This is a genomic window from Streptomyces sp. 3N207, from assembly GCF_052246355.1.
Taxonomy (GTDB): domain Bacteria; phylum Actinomycetota; class Actinomycetes; order Streptomycetales; family Streptomycetaceae; genus Streptomyces.
In genome coordinates, this window is the sequence record NZ_JBQQBV010000023.1 from 46,598 (window position 1) to 62,571 (window position 15,974).

The window sequence follows — 15,974 nt, forward strand, 5'->3', positions numbered from 1 at the left end:
GTGCCTGGCCACTGGCGAGCCTGTGGCGATCCTGTCGCCCTCGTTCTGCGGCGTCAGATAGATCGCTCAGCACAATCCACGCGCCAGATGAGAGCGCGATCGGTAGAAGACAGACACCCGTGAGTCGAACCGCATATTTTGGAAGATGAAAGTGGCGCATGAATCCCAGTGGTGAAATTATGACCGCTACTAGGATCCAAGCCTTGGCAACTGAGAAGACTGTTGGCCAGGTCTTCCATAGATCAGAGACCGGAACGATCTTGATTCCGCCTTCTATGTCAAACTTACGAAGATAAGCATCTTGATGAGCGCCTGTGAGGCCAGGGAGGCCGGAGATCAGCAAGGTGGCAATCACCGGAATTGCCCATGAAGCAGTAGTCTTAGCAGAGGCACCAGTCAGCAATAGCTGAATTCCCCAAAATGCCACAAACAGAATTGTGAATTGAGGTGCCAGCCACTCTTGTGACATAAGTCGGGAAAAAGTTGCGAACCCGAGAGCGATCGCAAGGAGGCACGAGAAAAGCAAAAATCGGGGACCTCTTCTGACGGGATGCGTGCTCATCGATAGCCACAACAGAGTGGAGAGCGTGATGGCAAGCGCCCAGCAAAGAGCCGCCTTCAGCGGGTTGCTGTGGCTGGAAGGCGCCAACGAAATCAAAGTCGTGATTCCAGTGAAGCAGCTGAATATTCCGATGGTGCCAGCCTTCGCCAAGCGCCTGCTGTGAAGATCATCCGTCTGTCCTGGATCATTCTTCCAGAGAGAGTGCGGGCGGAGCCTGTAACGGCTGCCAGGATTTTCCTGCTCCAACTGTCTTTCGTAGGTCTCCGGAGTTTGTCCGTCGCCCAGCGAGACTGAAGCCTCGTCGTACCAACCGAACCACACGAGTAGTCCCGTGAAGAGGTTCCGATCACGTGGCTCCCGGTATACGCGATAAGTGATTGGGAGCTTTGGTGGGTGTATCAGTGTGGCTTCGTGAAACTCTAAGTCACGTATACCTTGCTGTGTAAGCTTTCGGATCTCCCGTACTGCTGCTCGACGGGCGAGGAACTCTGCTCCGCGCAGAACTGCCGTGATCTCGTGATGTATGCGCCCATCGTTGGCGTATGAGTTGTTAACATGCCACCCTAGATTGGCAACCTTCCCTTTTAATGTTTCTGTTTGTGCTGGGTTATCTGGAGTCGAGGCATGGATGCGAATGTGGCGGATTGGCGAGTCATCTCCCTGCTCCATGCTTATCTGTCCTCCGTATCAGCTCGGTGAAAAGAAGGGGGGATCGGCTTCTCTAATTGGAGGGATCAAGAAGTGCTGCGACAGGGAGACCGACTGCATCTGATGCTCCAATTTCCGATCACTCCTTTACGGAAAGACCTGATCGCAAACTTGGAGCGTAGTCTGGCTCAACTGATATTGGTGAGACAGTTCAACGGCCACCGCATCCAACACCTCATCGGCTGATGGCTAAGCGCTCACCACTCTTGCTTTGGCAAGTAGCGCATGAACACAACGTCGCCAATCTGCCGAACCTCGGCGAGCGTCATGCGCCGAGTGGTGGCCCACGGGTAGTTCGCCGGGTTGAGGAAGCGGGGCGCTGTCTCATGTGCGGGGCCGCGGCGTGATCTGAACGTCGACGTGTGGCCCCAACGCCTCGGCACCCATGGACCGGGCGGACTGCGATGGTTGGTACAGGAATACCGTACGCAAGGCATGGAGCCCAGCCAGCGGTGTGAGGTCGGTACCGGGGCCCGGGCGGGATGCCGTGAGACGATCGAGGTTAGGAAAGGCCCCAGCCACCTCCGCGCTCGGCAACCCGTCACCGTACGAGCCGATACCGACGGGGAAGACCTGGAGTGATTTCACCTGCGGAAGCACAAGGCCGGTAGCACTCAGCGACTGCAACTGAGTGTGGTTGATGCACAGATAGTTGAGCCTTTCGAGGCTGGAGATCGACTGCCACTGGGTGGGCGTCAGTGGTTCAACCAAGAAGTGCAGGAGCAGGTCCTTCAGTTCGATGAAACGGCCGAGATCCTCCATCCGACGCGCGGCGCCCGGCATGCCTAGGTGGGTTAGCCCGCGAGGCAACGTGGACACGTCGCAGCTGCCCCCCTCACCAAGAAAGTTGAGCCTTCGCAAATTGGTCAGCGTGCTCAGCCCGAGTACCTCATCCGGCTTACTCGACGAGGGCACCGTCAGCTGCGTCACCGACGTCTCCGCGAGCTGCGAAACGTCCCGAACGCTGGGGCAATTCGCTAGGTACAGCTGTTCCAGCCGTCCGAAGCGGCTGACGAAGCTCAGGTCGTCGATCCGGGTGTTGTTCCAAAGTGACAGATGCTTCAGCTCGTCGCGCGGCAGAGCCGCGAGCAGCTCCTGCTCTGTGAAATCCCCGTCCAACGTCAGCAAGTGGTAACCCCCAGCCTTCCGGACGAAGTCCAGCTGTTCTTGCGTCCTCACGATGATGGGGACGTCAGCGCCGCTCTCGATCACGGGACGGATGATCCGTTCCCCGTACTCGGCTGTGTCGAAACGGTGCCAACTGCTCGCCATAGCACCCGCCACGCGCGGCCGGAGGTTCTCGCAGTACCGGGTCAGCAGGGGCAGCGCCGCGTCCCCGCCGATTCGTGTCGCTGTCAGCGCCACCGCGTGCGCCTCCTCGTCCGCGAGCCCTTCCTCCTCCGCGAGCCCCTCCGGGCCGGGGAGCAGGGGCAGCACCACTGGCCCGACCTCCACGAGTAGTTCGGCCTCCATGAAGGAGCGGGGCGGGATCAGGGCAGTCGCACGCTGCTCGACCTCATTGCGCACCTCCGGGTCCAATTGGGTGGCATGCTCCAGGCATGCTGTGGCCAGTAGGTGGAGGCGGGCGCGGTGGGCGGGTTCGGCGTCGCCACGCGCCACGAGACCGCGCAGCAGCGTCGCACGTTCGTCGGCTCGGGCGTGGGCGACGGCCATGCGTAGCACGTCCTCCCACTGGTCCATATGTGCATGGCTGACCAGCAGGTCGATGTCGCGTTCCTCGACCGCCTCGGCTGCCCCCAGGTAATCCTGGAACGTACGGTGCATGAAGTCGACCGTTCCCGGGGTCGGCTCCCGCAGGAGGCCGGAGCGCTCCAACAGGAAGCGCAGCAGGCTCCCTGCGGACGCTTGCTCGTCCACTCGCGGCATCAGTGTCAATGCCCGTCGCAGAATGTCGTGGGCGTCGGCGTGTTCCATCTCCGCGTGTCCATTGCGAATGAGCCAGTAGGCGAGCTTCTGCAACAGTTCACGCATGGACTCTTCGTCCAGGTCGATGCCGCCGCGCGCGGTCACATCCCGTTCTCGGTCCCGCCGCTCAAGCAGCATGCTGAGTGCTGCGTCATAAAGGGCTTTGCGGCCTCGCGGCAGATGACCCCTGCGTTCCCGGTGCAGGGCGCAGATGAGCCCGCTCATCAGGGGGTTGGTAGCCAGCCGGGCCAAGTCTTGATTCGTCCGTACAGCGTCCAGCAGCGCCTCCCCCAGCCCAGGCTCGGCCTGTGCCGCCGCGTGCCAGCGCGCGATGAAGCGTGCCACATCCCGGGGTGCCATCGGCGCGAGGGACAGCTCGGTGAAATCCTCAGCGTGCAGCCAGCCGTCGCGTACAGCGGAGGGGCGTGCAGTCACCACGAACCGGTTGTCCGGGTAGGCGGTGACCAAGCCCCGTAGCCACTGCCGAGTACGTTCGCGCTCGGGCTCGGGCACCTCGTCGACGCCGTCCACGAGGAGCAGTCCGCGGCCGGCGGCGAGAACCCGGTCCGCCCAGCCAGCCGATTGGGCCGAGGCCAGCGGGCAGCCAACCGACGGCAGAAAGTCGTGCGGGAGGGGCAGCGGAGTGGCGGCACGGGTCAGACTTCGCAGCGGGAGGACGAACGGCACCAGGCCGGACAGTTCCTTCAGGGCTCCCTTGGGCTGTCCCTGCTGTGCGGCGGAGACGGCCAGCCACTGCGCGAGCGTCGTCTTGCCGGAGCCAGCGGCGCCGCGCAACAGCACCCGGCGGTCCGCAGTCAATAAGGCGTCCACGCGCCGAGCCGGGGTGGGCGTCCAGGCGCCGGGTGGCCCAGTCGGCGTGAGCTCCTCGGTCGGCATGGCCTCCAAGGAGAGGTAGGCGTCCCGCAGCGGCCACTCCCTGGAGATGCCCAGGTCGACGCCGTAGATGGTGAGGTTGCTGTGCCGGTCGTTCACGTACTGCGCATAGCGCTGCTCGAAGGGACGGTCCTGCGCCAACGGGCCAAGAGTGGTCATACCCAAAACCTAGGCTCCGGCGGTCAGCCTCGGTACAGAATCGGGGCGACGATCAGCAGGGGAGAGAGCACCAGGACGGCACTACGAAAGGCCGGCTCCACGCGGTGAGGCGGGGCGTAGCCGCAAGATGCCACGCGAACTCGGCGCAACGCAGGGTGAGGCCGACATAACGCTTGCTCTGCAAGCTGTGCGGCTGCAACAGAGCGGTCGGGTGCCCCGAGCCTCGGGCCCATTTGAGTGATTGTGCGTAGACCAGGATCCAGCCGCGTGCGTCGCGGAGCGGGTGGCGATCATGGAATTGCTTGAGTCGGCCGAAGCACCGGTCGACACGTTGCGGGCCTTGTGTAGCTCGCAATCAAGGTTGGCGGCGTTCCACCCGCCGCGTCGTGGCATCCAACTGAGACGGACCACGACGAAGGGCCGGACCCGCACGGGGTCCGGCCCTCCATACATCCTGCTCAGAGCGGTAGCGGTGGGATTTGAACCCACGGAGGAGTTGCCCCCTCACTCGCTTTCGAGGCGAGCTCCTTCGGCCGCTCGGACACGCTACCGAGAGGAACTCTAGCCCAATGAGGGCCCGGGATCGAAATCGGTATCCGGGGGGGTGGGGGGTGGGGGGTCGGTGGTGCGGAAGAAGTCGGTGAGGAGGGTGGCGCACTCGTGTGCCAGTACCCCGTTGATGACCTCGGGCCGATGGTTGAGGCGGCGGTCGCGGAGGGCGTCCCAGAGGGAGCCGGCGGCGCCGGCCTTCGTGTCGAGGGCGCCGTAGACCACACGGTCGACGCGGGCGAGCACCGCAGCACCCGCGCACATCGTGCACGGCTCCAGGGTGACGACCAGGGTGCAGCCGGTCAGTCGCCAGTCGTCGCCGCCCAGGGTGTGGGCGGCGACGCGCAGGGCGAGAATCTCGGCGTGCGCCGTCGGATCGCCGTACGCCTCACGGGCGTTGTGCCCCCGGCCGAGCACCGCGCCGTCCGGGCCCAGGACGACGGCGCCGACCGGCACGTCCCCCGTTCCGGGCGCCTGTACGGCTTCCGCGAGCGCCAGCCGCATGGGCTCGCGCCAGGGATCGCGTACGGGGTCGCCTTCCGGGGCCCCCGGGCCCGGGGTGTTGCCCGGGTCGGGAGTGGGGGACGCGGCGGTCGGTCGATCGTCGGCTGCGGGGGTCATGGGGACAGTGTCGCGCCTGTCGTCCGGCGGCTCAGCGGACCGCCTCCAGTACGTCCGTGCAGCCCAGCGCGTCGGCGACCTCGCTCAGCGCGTCCTCGGGAGAGAGGGAGAGCAGTACCTTCTCCTCCATCCCGAGGTCGGAGAGGAGTTCCGCGTCGCCCAGCGGACCCGCGGGTGCTGACTCCGCCTCCGCCACCGCGGCGCGTTCCGCCGCCCCGTCGTCGTCCTCGCTGCCCTCCGGCTCCCCTTCCTCCGTGCCGTCCAGGTCCACGAGTTGGTCGAGGGCCGACGGGTCTTCCGGCTGGCGGCCGAGCAGCTCGTCCGAGAGCAGTATCTCGCCGTACGAGCTGCGCATCGCCGCCGCGGCGTCCGAGACGAACACCCGCGGGTCGTCCTCGCCGTCCACACGGACGACACCGAACCACTCACCGTCCTGCTCGATGCAGACCAGCACCGTCTCGTCGTCTGTCGTGGCCTCACGGGCCAGGTCGGCCAGGTCGGCCAGGGTCTCCACATCGTCCAGCTCTGTGTCGCTCGCTTCCCACCCGTCTTCGGTGCGCGCGAGCAGCGCGGCGAAATACACCGTGACTCTCCCACTGATTCAAGATGTGCCCGAGTGCTGACGAGGACCGTGCCCCCGCCCCATCGGAATCGTGGCAGAAACCCGCGCCGTGCGAAGGGTCTTCGACAGTGCGTCGTCGCGCTGTTTGCCCGACTGTTGCCCGAACGTTTACCCGTGCGCTCGCCTGCGACGACTCACTGTGACAACTCGCGACTCAGAGCTGTCCTCAGGGGGTGCTGCCCGAAGGGGCAACGGTGGTCGGGGACCCCTTGTTCCGGGGAGTGTTGCCCCGGGGCGTGGCCCCGGGTGTCGGCCTCACCAGCGGAACGTACGCATCCGCAGGGCCTGCCGGCGCCTGCGGACCGCGCGTGAGCGGCGTGGATGGACGCGCTCGCGCAGCTCCTTCGCCTCGTTCAGCTCGCGGAGGAAGCGGGCACGGCGGCGCAGCCGCTCGGCGTCCGTACTGAGGTCGGCCTCCGGGGAGCGGTCCGTGCGCCGCTCCGTGCGAAGGTCGCTTTCCGGACGGAAGTCCGATTCCTTGCGGGGCCGAAAAATCTGTCCCGGCTGCCGGCGCGGCTGCTGCCCGGGCTCACGTGGCTCTGACATATGCACACCTCCGGTGTACTTGCCCACTTTCCCTGGTCCGCCCGGCGTACGCCAGAGCGCCCCGGCGCATCCGAGTGCTCCGTCCGCAAGCTCGGTGCATGCCCCCTGGTGCGTACGGGCGCATACCGGTCGGGTACCGGCGGGATCCGCCGTGCGCGGCCTCGGATACTGTCGAAGCATGCGGATCCACGTCGTCGACCACCCCTTGGTCGCGCACAAACTCACCACCCTGCGCGACGAGCGCACCGACTCACCGACCTTCCGCCGTCTCGCGGACGAGCTGGTGACGCTGCTGGCGTACGAGGCCACCCGCGACGTGCGGGTCGAGGAGGTCGGGGTCACCACGCCGGTGACCGGGACCACCGGTGTGCAGCTCTCCCGGCCCCGCCCGCTGGTGGTGCCGATCATCCGGGCCGGGCTCGGCATGCTGGAGGGTATGGTCCGGCTGCTGCCGACGGCCGAGGTCGGCTTCCTCGGGATGATCCGCGACGAGCAGACCTTGCAGGCTTCGACGTACGCGAACCGCATGCCTGACGACCTGTCCGGGCGTCAGGTCTACGTCCTCGACCCGATGCTGGCCACCGGCGGCACGCTGGTCGCCGCGATCAACGAGCTGATCGGGCGCGGCGCCGACGACGTGACCGCGCTCTGCCTGCTCGCGGCGCCCGAGGGTGTCGCCGTCATGGAGCGGGACCTGGCCGGTACGCCGGTGACCGTGGTGACGGCCTCGGTTGACGAGCGCCTCAACGAGCAGGGTTTCATCGTGCCGGGCCTGGGCGACGCCGGGGACCGGATGTACGGGACCGCCGGGTAGGGCCTGCGCGCGAAGGGCCTGCGCGCGAAGGGCCTGCGTGCGGTGGTGCCTTGGCGAGTACGCGGGCCAGTTCAGCAGGTGGCGGGGGAGGCCGGTGCCGACTTGCCCGGACGAGGTGAGCCGGCCAGCTCGGCCAGGGCGGCGGTGGCCGTCTTCTTCTTCGTCAGATGCTCGAATCCCTTGCCGAGGACGAGATCCACGTCCTTGCCGTCCCGCTCGTCGTACCGGGTCTCGGTGTTCTCGAGCTGGGTGCCCAGGACTTGCAGGCGGTCGGAGGTCGTGGAGCCGGGGGCGCCGACGAGGATGCCCGCCTTCTTGACCTTCTCGTCGAACTCCGCGGGCGCGTTGCCGATCTTGCCGACCTTGAAGCCGCGCTTCTTCAGCTCATCGGCGGTGTCCTTGGCCAGGCCGCTGCGCGAGGTGGCGTTGAGGACGTTGACGGTGATGTCGCCGGGCTTCGGGAGTTCGCTGCCGGCCGCGGCCTTCTCGCTGCCGCCGGCGGCAGCGTGCTTGCTGCCGATGGCGGCATTCCTGCCGCCCGCGGTGGCCTTCTCGGCGCCGGTGGGCGAGGCACACTTCGTGTGCTCGGCCGGGCGGCCGGAGGCTTCGGCGGGGCCGCCGCCGGAGAAGATGCCGACGAGTTGGAGCGTGCCCCACCCCAGTACCGAGACGGCCAGCGCCGAGGCGAGCGAGGCGGCGATGATCCGCCCCCGCCGGCGTGGCCTGCGCATCCGCGGATAACGGTCTCCCGTGATGCGGTACTGCCCACCCATGTCCGGGGGAGTGAACATGCTCATGTGCGCAGAGTAGTGGCGGCAGACAGTACTGCCTACTAGATGATCAGCGGCTTCTCGATACGCCCACAAACACGTACCCGAACGGGGGAATGTGTGTGCTCCTGCGCCCGCGAACTCCTCACTCGGGTCCGCGGCGGGGTCAGTCGAGTTCGAGGACGCGGGCGTGCAGCACTTGGCGCTGCTGGAGTGCCGCGCGCACTGCCCGGTGCAGCCCGTCCTCCAGGTACAGGTCGCCCTGCCACTTCACGACGTGGGCGAACAGGTCGCCGTAGAACGTCGAATCCTCCGCGAGCAGGGTCTCCAGGTCGAGCTGGCCTTTGGTGGTGACGAGCTGGTCAAGGCGCACCGGGCGCGGGGCCACATCCGCCCACTGACGGGTGCTCTCCCGGCCATGGTCGGGGTACGGCCGCCCGTTTCCGATTCGCTTGAAGATCACACGGAAAGCCTACCGGGCTACCGGTACCGGGCGCAGCCCTGTGCCGCTGGTGCAATCCGGGTGATTCGCCGGTGAAGCATGAGGAAAGTGGGCAGACCGTGGGTGGAAGGCGTGCGGAAGGTGGCCGCCGCTTGGGTGTAGGCGGTGTGCAAGTCGTGTGGGAGCTGGCCGACGCCCCGTTGTCCACAGGCTGTGGACAACGGGGCGTGTGGTTGCACGGGGCAGGGGTCAGCGGATGAGACGCGCGCCCTTGTACGGACCTGTGACCGGCGCTGAGGCCGTCTCCCCGGTGGTCTTTCCGGCCGATTCCCCGGTTGTATCGGCCGTGGTCTGGCGGATACCGGCCGGTCGGTCGGTGCCGCGGGGCAGCCTGCTGGTGTCCCAGGCGTAGTGGCCGACCGCGTTGGCGACGGCCTTGACGTTGAGGTCGAAGGCGCGGGCGTCGATGTTCTTCAGCGTGTCGCAGGACTGGTGGTAGCAGCCGTCGTACGCCGCTCCCGCCGTGCCGCCCCACAGCTTCTGCTCCTCGGCGGTCTTGATCCCCTCGGCTCCGGTGAACGTGCCACCCGCGGGGATGCCGGCCTCGATGAAGGGGCCGTAGTCGGAGCGGCCGGTGAAGTCGGTGCCGCGGGTCGGCGTACCGCGCGAGTCGAGGAAGTCCACCAGGTCCTTCTCCAGCGTCGCCGAACCCTCCGGGCCGGGGCCCGCGCCCGTGCCGTCGGAGTCGTCACCGTCGTAGGCGAACATTCCGTAGTTGGGGCTCGCGATCATGTCGAAGTTGAGGTATAGCGCGATCTTCGCGCGCTCGGCGGTCGGCAGCTGCTGTACGTAGTGCTCGGCGCCGAGCAGGCCCAGTTCCTCGGCGCTCCACAGGGCGAAGCGGACCTTGTTGGTGTGCTTGCCCTTGGGGTCGGCCTTGGCCAGCTGGAGGGCGGTCTCCAGGATGCCCGCCGAGCCGGAGGCGTTGTCGTTGATGCCGGGGCCCTCGGGGACGGAGTCGAGGTGGGCGCCGAGCATCACCGTGTTGTCCGGGTCACCGCCGCGGGTCTCGGCGATGACGTTGTCGGTGGTGCGCTGCTCCTGGTGCTCCCGTACCTCCAGGTTGAGCGTGACCTCGCCCTTGGTGGCCTGCTCGGCGAGCGCCTCGCCGTCGGCCTTGGTGATGCCGCCGGTGGGGATGCGGGCGGCGTCGGGGCTGCCGAGGGTGCCGTTGAGCGCGCCGTCCTCGTTGTTGTAGATCACCGCGCCGACCGCGCCCGCGTCGGCGGCGCTCGCCTGCTTCTGCGCGAACGAACAGCCGCCGCGCTTGATCAGCGCGATCCTGCCGTCGTACGTGCCCTGGGCGTAGTCGCCCGCCTCGCAGCCGTTGGTGCCGTCGGCGTCGACCGGTACGGCCGTGACGGGCGCCTTGATGCCGCCCTCCGGGGTGCTCTTCGTGTACGTCATCAGCGTGATCGGGACGTCACGCTGGTCCGGGCTCACGACGGAGAGCTTCTCCGCGAGGGTCTCGCGGAAGGTGAACTCGAACTTCTGGTAGGTGACCTTGTAGCCGGCCGCCTTGAGGAGGGTGCCCGCGTAGCGCGCGGAGCGGTCGTGGCCCTCGGAGCCCGCGCCCCGGTTGCCGTCGCTGTACTCGGCGATGGAGCTGAGGGCCTTCAGATGCTTCATGGCGCCGTGTCCACTGGTGCGCCGGACCAGCTTCTTGGCGAGCTTGTCGGCTTCTTTCGCGGAATGCGCGGCGGGGTGTGCGTCGGCGTCGGCGGTGGCGGCGCCTGCTGCTGTGGTGGAGGCGAGGAGCAGCGGGGCGGCCAGGGTGGTGGCGGCCAGAGCCGCCATGGATCTCCTGCGCAGTGCGTGCAGGGAGCGGGCGGAGCGGAGCGGTACGGACACAGTCGTGGTCCTTTCGGGAACGGCCGTTCGACGTGTGGTGCTCTGGTGCGCTCTTGTGCTCTCTGGTGCTTCGAGCCCGGCGGCGTCCGGCATACGGACGCGCCGACTCGGTCAGAGGGAAGCTAGCGGGCGGCGGGCCCGGAGGGAACGTCTGTGCGTGCGCTGTCGGCACTTGCGCGGCCGGTACTGCGGGTCTGTGTGGAGCGCGTACGGCCGGTCCCGGTGTGGCGCGTACTGCAGTCGCGGTGGCTCGGGAACGCATGGGGAGGGGAACCGCGTTGGTAGCGTGTAGCGTCCGATACCGCCCGCGTGTCGTCTCCGCGCACTCCCCCGGCCACCGGCCGCGCGGCACCCCAGTCCCGCGCCCCTGATCAGGAGCCTTCCGTGACCAACCTCGCACTAGGACCCAGCTGGCTGGATCCGGACTTCCTGATCCAGACCTTCGGCCCTGTCGGGATCCTGGCGATCGTCTTCGCGGAGTCGGGCCTGCTCATCGGCTTCTTCCTGCCCGGCGACTCGCTACTGTTCACCACGGGGCTGCTGATCGTGACCGACCAGCTGCACATGCCGCTGTGGCTGATGTGCCTGCTGATCGTGCTCTCCGCCGTACTGGGCGACCAGGTCGGATACATGTTCGGCAAGAAAGTGGGGCCGACGCTCTTCAAGCGGCCCGACTCACGGTTCTTCAAGCAGGAGAACGTCGAGAAGGCGCACGAGTTCTTCGAGAAGCACGGGCCGAAGTCGCTGGTGCTGGCCAGGTTCGTGCCGATCGTACGGACGTTCACGCCGATCATCGCCGGTGTCAGCGGGATGCGGTACCGCTCGTTCGTGATCTTCAACATCGTCGGCGGCACCTTGTGGGGCGCCGGTGTCACCCTGCTGGGCGCCGCGCTGGGGCGGATCGATCTGGTCCACGAGCACATCGAGACGATCCTCATCGGCATCGTGCTGCTGTCGATCCTGCCGATCGTGATCGAGTATCTGCGGAGCCGCGGCAAGGGCGGCTCCGCCGCGGCCGAGCCGGACGCCGCCGCTGCTCCCTCCCATCCGGAGAGCCACCCCCCGGCGCCGGGGACGCCCTACGGCTCCGCGGGTTACGGCGCTCCGGGGCAGCACCCGGGTGCCCCCGGTGCGCCGGGCGCCCCTGGTGTTCCCGGCGGCTACGGCCCTGGTCACGGTGCGGGTTCCGGCCCTTCGGGACCCGAGGGCGCGATGCCTCCCGGGGCCCCCTACGGTGACGGCTACCCGCTGCCCCCGGAGGTCCCGTACGGCGGCGGCCCCGGCACGGCACCGCAGGGTCCGCCGCCGTACCAGGAGGGCGGGGCGCCGCAGGGCCCCCCGGCTCCGCCGCAGGATTCGTCTGCTCCGCAGAACCGGCCTGGCGGCCGGGGTCGGCACGCCCGCCGGTAGGCCGTGTCCGGCGGCTCGTGCGCACCCGGCATGGGGGGCTGCGCTTGCCCACCCTGCGCCCTGGGGGTACCCCCTGCTCGTAGAGCTTGGGGGAGCAGACTGCCCAAGCTTCGCAGGGTTCCCCGCGCCCCGTCAGGGGCGCGGGGAACTGCGCGACCAGCCATGGGGGTATCTCCCTGCTCGAAGAGCTTGGGGGAGCAACCCGCAGCCCGCAAGCGGCCGCTGAGCTTCAGCTCTGGCGGGCCGGAAGTAGCCGTTTCAGCAGGGGCCAGAGCAGCAGGACGGCGATGACCGCGTAGACGGTGATGGCGAACGGGGTGTTGACCAGGCCGGTGACGCTGCCGTCGCTGATCTGGAGCGCCCTGCGCAGCTGTTGCTCCGCGTTGGGGCCGAGGATGACGCCGATGATCGCGGGCAGTACGGGCAGTCCGTAGCGCCGCATCATCAAGCCGATGAGGCCGATGACCAGCAGGATCACCACGTCGACGGCCTCGCCGCCCACCGCGTAGGCGCCGATCGCTGCGAAGAAGAGGATTCCCGCGTACAGGTAGGGGCGCGGTACCCGCAGCAGCTTCGACCAGACCGGTGCCAGCGGCAGGTTGAGAACGAGCAGCATCACCATGCCGACGAACAGCGAGGCGATCAGGCCCCACACCAGTTCCGGCTCGCGCTCGAAGAGCAAGGGGCCCGGCTGGATGCCGTACTGCTGGAACGCGGCGAGCATCACCGCGGCGACGGCGGTCGTCGGCAGCCCCAGGGTCAGCATCGAGACGAGCGTGCCGGCGGCCGAGGCGGAGGCGGCCGACTCCGGTCCGGCAACGCCCTCGATGGCACCCTTGCCGAACTCTTTCGGGTGCTTCGAGAGCCGCTTCTCGGTGATGTACGAGAGGAACGTGGGGATCTCCGCGCCGCCGGCCGGCACGGCGCCGAACGGGAACCCGATCAGCGGTCCGCGCAGCCACGGCTTCCACGTACGCCGCAGCTCCTCCCGTGCCAGCCAGGGGCGGCCGACCGGGATGGAGGCGCCCGTGCCGCGCCGCAGATGTGCGGCCACCCACAGCGCCTCCCCGATGGCGAAGAGGCCGACGGCGACGATCACGACATCGATGCCGTCCGAGAGCTGGAGGCTGCCGAACGTCAGCCGCTGCTGGCCCGTCATCTGGTCCAGGCCGACCAGCCCGAGCGTCAGTCCGATCAGCAGCGAGGCGAAGCCGCGGATGCGGGAGGAGCCGAGGACGGAGGTGACGGCGATGAAGGCCAGCACCATGATCGCGAAGTAGTCGGGGGCGCCGATGTCCACGGCCAGGCTTGCCACGGCCGGGGCGAGGACGACGAGCAGGATCGTACCGATCATGCCGCCCGCGAAGTGCCCGACAGCCGCGGCGGCGAGCGCCTGGGAGCCGCGTCCCGCCTGGGCCATCGGATTGCCTTCGATGGCGGCGATCACCGCTGCGCTCTCCCCCGGGGTGTTGAGCAGGATGGAGGTCGTCGAGCCGCCGAACATGCCGCCGTAGTAGATCCCGGCGAACATGATGAACGCCGCCGTCGGGTCGAGACCGTAGGTGACGGGCAGCAGCAGGGCGACGGCCATGGCCGGGCCGATGCCCGGCAGTACGCCGATGGCGGTGCCCAGCAGTACTCCGGTGGCGGCCCACAGCAGATTGAGGGGCGTCAGGGCGGTACCGAAGCCGTCGATCAGGGAGTTGACGGAGTCCATCGGTTACATCACTCCCATCAGAGGTCCGCCCGGCAGCTGGACGCCGAGGAGGAGGTGGAAGACCGCATAGGTGACCAGGGACAGCGCGGCGGCGATCAGCGGATCGCGGGTGAGCGCGTGTGTGCGGCTGCCCAGCGCGAAGGCCGAGCCCCAGAACAGCAGTGCGCCCGCGAGGGGGAAGCCGAGCGGGTCGATCAGCGCGGCGAAGGCGAGGAAGACGCCCGCGAGCAGCGCGACCGTACGCCAGTCCCCCGGCTCACCGAGATCTACGTCCTCGCCGCCCTCCGCCTCCCCGCGCCCGCCGCGCAGTACGTCGACGGCGAGCAGGACGGAGACGACGAGCAGTGCCGCCCCGACGATCAGCGGGACCGTGCGGGGACCGACGGGGCCGCGTGCTCCGGCGACGGTCTCCATGGTCAGCGCGTCGGTGAGGACGAGCACGCCCACGGCCAGCAGCAGGGCACATACGCCGAGTTCGGAGTAGGCGCGCAGGCCGGTGGGGGCCGGTTTCGTGTCCGGTGTTTCCGTTGCGCTCACTGTCCCAGCCCCTTCAGGACGGAGTCCACGCGCTTGTCCTCGCTCTTGAGGAAGCGGCCGTACTTGTCGCCGGGGAGCCAGGCGTCGTCCCAGCCGTTGGTACGCAGCGACTTACGCCATTCCTTCGAGTGACGCAGCTCGCGCATGAAGCGGATCAGCTTGTCCCGCTGGGCTTGGGAGAGGCCGGGCGGCGCCATCATGCCGCGCCAGTTGGTGAACTCCACATCGACGCCCGCCTCCTTGAGGGTGGGCGCGTCGAAGCCCTTGACCCGCTTCGGTCCCGTGACGGCGAGCAGTCGCAGCTCGCCGGACTTGATCTGGTCGCGGTACTCGCCGAGGCCCGAGATACCGAACTTCACCTTGCCGCCCAGTACGGAGGCGAGCAGCTCGCCGCCGCCGTCGAACGGCACGTAGTTGACCGACCTGGTCTTGATGCCCGCCGCGCGGGCCATCAGCATCGGTGCGAGGTGGTCGGGGCCGCCCGGCGAGGAACCGCCGCCGACAGGCATGGACCGCGGGTGCTTCTTCCAGTCGGCCAGGAGCTGTTCGAACGTCTTGTACTTGGAGTTCTTGGCGACGACCACGATGTCCGGCTCCTCCGTGAGCCGCGCGATCGGTGTGGCGTCGGCGAGCGTGGAGGGCGCGTGGTTGGTGTGGACGGCGCCGACCACGCCGAGCCCCATGGACATCGTCAGCTTGCCGTTGCCGCGCTCGTTGACGAGGCGGCTGAGGCCGACGGTGCCGCCGGCGCCGGGCAGATTGAAGACTTCGATGTTGTGGTTGAGCTCGGCTTCCTCGGCATTCTTTGCGGCCGTGCGTGCGGTGATGTCGTAGCCGCCGCCGGGGGTGTTGGGCACCATGAAGCGCAGGCCGGGGATGTTCGTACCGCCTGCGGCGCCGCTGCCGGAGGTGATCAGCGGCGGTACGAGCAGCACGACGACCGCGGCTGCCAGGGGGGAGAGAAGGGCGCGCGTACGCACGCGGAACACCGCCTTTCCAGGGCAGTCCGGGGGACGGGGGTGGGGGGAGGCCCACATGCTGCCCGGGTGGCGGGGCGGTGTCTGCCCTCGTACGGCAAGAAAAGTATTGGTCGTTGTGTTCGTTGTGGTCCGGGGGGCGGGGTGACCGGAATAGTGGGGTGTGGTCGGTTCTGCCGCCGTCTTCTGCCGCTGTTTTCTGCCGCCGACTTCGGTGGTGTCTTGAGTAGGTGTCTTGGGTTGCTGCCTTGGGTTGGGGCGCCTTCAGTTGGTGTGTCTTCAGTTGGTGTCTTCGGCGGGGACCAGCGCCGCGTCGAGGGCGTCGAGGGAGGGATAGTGCGGCAGGCGGTGCTCCAGTTCCAGCCGCCGCAACAGCCTGCCGACCGGTACCTGTTCGCACACCAGCACCAGCCAGCCCTCTCGGGAGAGCGCTGCCGTCCGGGCCCGCAGCAGGACGCGGACCACTGAGCAGTCCAGGAACGTCACGTCGCGCATGTCCAGTACGACGCGGGGCTGAGCGGCGTCCGACAGCGCCCGGACCAGGTCGGTCTCCAACTCGGGCAGCGTCGCGATGTCCAGTTCGCCCCTCGCGCGTACGGTCCGGAACCGGGCGGGGCCCGGGGTGTCGGAGCGCGGGACGGCGACCATGGAAGACCCCTTCCACTGACGGGCGGTACGGCGGTGCATGCGGTACGGCGGTGCGGGTGGTGTGGTGGTGCGTGGCGGTGCGGTGGGCCGTTCGGGCCGGTGGTGCGTGGCGGTTCGGCGGCAGGCCAGGTGGGTCCGTGCGTGGGCGGCGACACGGTCGT

The 15,974-nt window shown here is 68.1% G+C and carries 14 protein-coding genes and 1 tRNA gene; 3 read left to right on the plus strand and 12 right to left on the minus strand.

Annotated features, from left to right (window positions below; all coding sequences use genetic code 11):
- The first annotated feature begins 578 nt into the window (after window positions 1-578).
- Window positions 579-725, plus strand: coding sequence for a hypothetical protein (locus ACTWP9_RS28840; protein ID WP_443249233.1), 147 nt, complete (start codon window positions 579-581; stop codon window positions 723-725).
- Window positions 726-1,594: 869 nt separating this feature from the next.
- On the opposite strand, the gene ACTWP9_RS28845 is transcribed toward ACTWP9_RS28840, so the two are convergent.
- The 5 genes from ACTWP9_RS28845 to ACTWP9_RS28865 form a co-directional block, all read right to left on the minus strand.
- Window positions 1,595-4,093 (minus strand): NACHT domain-containing protein, encoded by a 2,499-nt coding sequence (locus ACTWP9_RS28845; RefSeq protein ID WP_443249234.1) that lies wholly within the window; start codon window positions 4,091-4,093, stop codon window positions 1,595-1,597.
- 620 nt (window positions 4,094-4,713) lie between these two features.
- Window positions 4,714-4,800, minus strand: a tRNA-Ser gene (locus ACTWP9_RS28850).
- Window positions 4,801-4,810: 10 nt separating this feature from the next.
- Window positions 4,811-5,419, minus strand: a complete 609-nt coding sequence (gene tadA / locus ACTWP9_RS28855) for a tRNA adenosine(34) deaminase TadA (RefSeq protein WP_443249235.1) — start codon at window positions 5,417-5,419, stop codon at window positions 4,811-4,813.
- A gap of 31 nt (window positions 5,420-5,450) precedes the next feature.
- Window positions 5,451-6,002, minus strand: a complete 552-nt coding sequence (locus tag ACTWP9_RS28860; protein WP_443249236.1) for a tRNA adenosine deaminase-associated protein — start codon at window positions 6,000-6,002, stop codon at window positions 5,451-5,453.
- 294 nt (window positions 6,003-6,296) lie between these two features.
- Window positions 6,297-6,536, minus strand: a complete 240-nt coding sequence (locus ACTWP9_RS28865; RefSeq protein ID WP_443249281.1) for a hypothetical protein — start codon at window positions 6,534-6,536, stop codon at window positions 6,297-6,299.
- Window positions 6,537-6,765: 229 nt separating this feature from the next.
- Here ACTWP9_RS28865 and upp point away from each other — a divergent pair, with 229 nt between their 5' ends.
- Entirely contained in the window at window positions 6,766-7,401 is a 636-nt protein-coding gene (gene upp, locus ACTWP9_RS28870) for a uracil phosphoribosyltransferase (RefSeq protein WP_443249237.1), read from the plus strand.
- Between the two features lie 71 nt (window positions 7,402-7,472).
- On the opposite strand, the gene ACTWP9_RS28875 is transcribed toward upp, so the two are convergent.
- The 3 genes from ACTWP9_RS28875 to ACTWP9_RS28885 form a co-directional block, all read right to left on the minus strand.
- The gene (locus ACTWP9_RS28875) at window positions 7,473-8,198 is read right to left on the minus strand and encodes a LytR C-terminal domain-containing protein (RefSeq protein ID WP_443249238.1); all 726 of its coding nucleotides are present in this window, start codon (window positions 8,196-8,198) and stop codon (window positions 7,473-7,475) included.
- 139 nt (window positions 8,199-8,337) lie between these two features.
- Complete coding sequence (locus ACTWP9_RS28880; RefSeq protein WP_003999914.1) at window positions 8,338-8,634, minus strand: type II toxin-antitoxin system VapB family antitoxin; 297 nt, start codon at window positions 8,632-8,634, stop codon at window positions 8,338-8,340.
- Window positions 8,635-8,862: 228 nt separating this feature from the next.
- Window positions 8,863-10,470 (minus strand): M28 family metallopeptidase, encoded by a 1,608-nt coding sequence (locus ACTWP9_RS28885; protein WP_443249282.1) that lies wholly within the window; start codon window positions 10,468-10,470, stop codon window positions 8,863-8,865.
- A 438-nt stretch (window positions 10,471-10,908) separates the two neighbouring features.
- Here ACTWP9_RS28885 and ACTWP9_RS28890 point away from each other — a divergent pair, with 438 nt between their 5' ends.
- Window positions 10,909-11,934, plus strand: a complete 1,026-nt coding sequence (locus ACTWP9_RS28890; protein WP_443249239.1) for a DedA family protein — start codon at window positions 10,909-10,911, stop codon at window positions 11,932-11,934.
- A 229-nt stretch (window positions 11,935-12,163) separates the two neighbouring features.
- Here ACTWP9_RS28890 and ACTWP9_RS28895 read toward each other — a convergent pair whose 3' ends face one another.
- The 4 genes from ACTWP9_RS28895 to ACTWP9_RS28910 form a co-directional block, all read right to left on the minus strand.
- Entirely contained in the window at window positions 12,164-13,651 is a 1,488-nt protein-coding gene (locus ACTWP9_RS28895) for a tripartite tricarboxylate transporter permease (RefSeq protein WP_443249240.1), read from the minus strand.
- Between the two features lie 3 nt (window positions 13,652-13,654).
- Window positions 13,655-14,188 carry a tripartite tricarboxylate transporter TctB family protein gene (locus tag ACTWP9_RS28900; RefSeq protein WP_443249241.1) on the minus strand — a complete coding sequence of 178 codons (534 nt, stop codon included), beginning with the start codon at window positions 14,186-14,188 and terminating at the stop codon, window positions 13,655-13,657.
- Window positions 14,185-15,168 carry a Bug family tripartite tricarboxylate transporter substrate binding protein gene (locus tag ACTWP9_RS28905; RefSeq protein ID WP_443249242.1) on the minus strand — a complete coding sequence of 328 codons (984 nt, stop codon included), beginning with the start codon at window positions 15,166-15,168 and terminating at the stop codon, window positions 14,185-14,187. Before ACTWP9_RS28905 ends, ACTWP9_RS28900 begins: the two co-directional genes overlap by 4 nt.
- A 276-nt stretch (window positions 15,169-15,444) precedes the next feature.
- The gene (locus tag ACTWP9_RS28910) at window positions 15,445-15,813 is read right to left on the minus strand and encodes an STAS domain-containing protein (RefSeq protein ID WP_443249243.1); all 369 of its coding nucleotides are present in this window, start codon (window positions 15,811-15,813) and stop codon (window positions 15,445-15,447) included.
- Window positions 15,814-15,974 lie beyond the last annotated feature (161 nt).

Excerpts from the sequence above, each read along its gene's own strand:
- ACTWP9_RS28910 (WP_443249243.1), bottom strand. The coding sequence starts at position 15,813 with ATGGTCGCCGTCCCGCGCTCCGACACCCCGGGCCCCGCCCGGTTCCGG.
- tadA (WP_443249235.1), bottom strand. The coding sequence starts at position 5,419 with ATGACCCCCGCAGCCGACGATCGACCGACCGCCGCGTCCCCCACTCCC.
- upp (WP_443249237.1), top strand. The coding sequence starts at position 6,766 with ATGCGGATCCACGTCGTCGACCACCCCTTGGTCGCGCACAAACTCACC.
- ACTWP9_RS28875 (WP_443249238.1), bottom strand. The coding sequence starts at position 8,198 with ATGAGCATGTTCACTCCCCCGGACATGGGTGGGCAGTACCGCATCACG.
- ACTWP9_RS28845 (WP_443249234.1), bottom strand. The coding sequence starts at position 4,093 with ATGCCGACCGAGGAGCTCACGCCGACTGGGCCACCCGGCGCCTGGACG.
- ACTWP9_RS28895 (WP_443249240.1), bottom strand. The coding sequence starts at position 13,651 with ATGGACTCCGTCAACTCCCTGATCGACGGCTTCGGTACCGCCCTGACG.
- ACTWP9_RS28885 (WP_443249282.1), bottom strand. The coding sequence starts at position 10,470 with ATGGCGGCTCTGGCCGCCACCACCCTGGCCGCCCCGCTGCTCCTCGCC.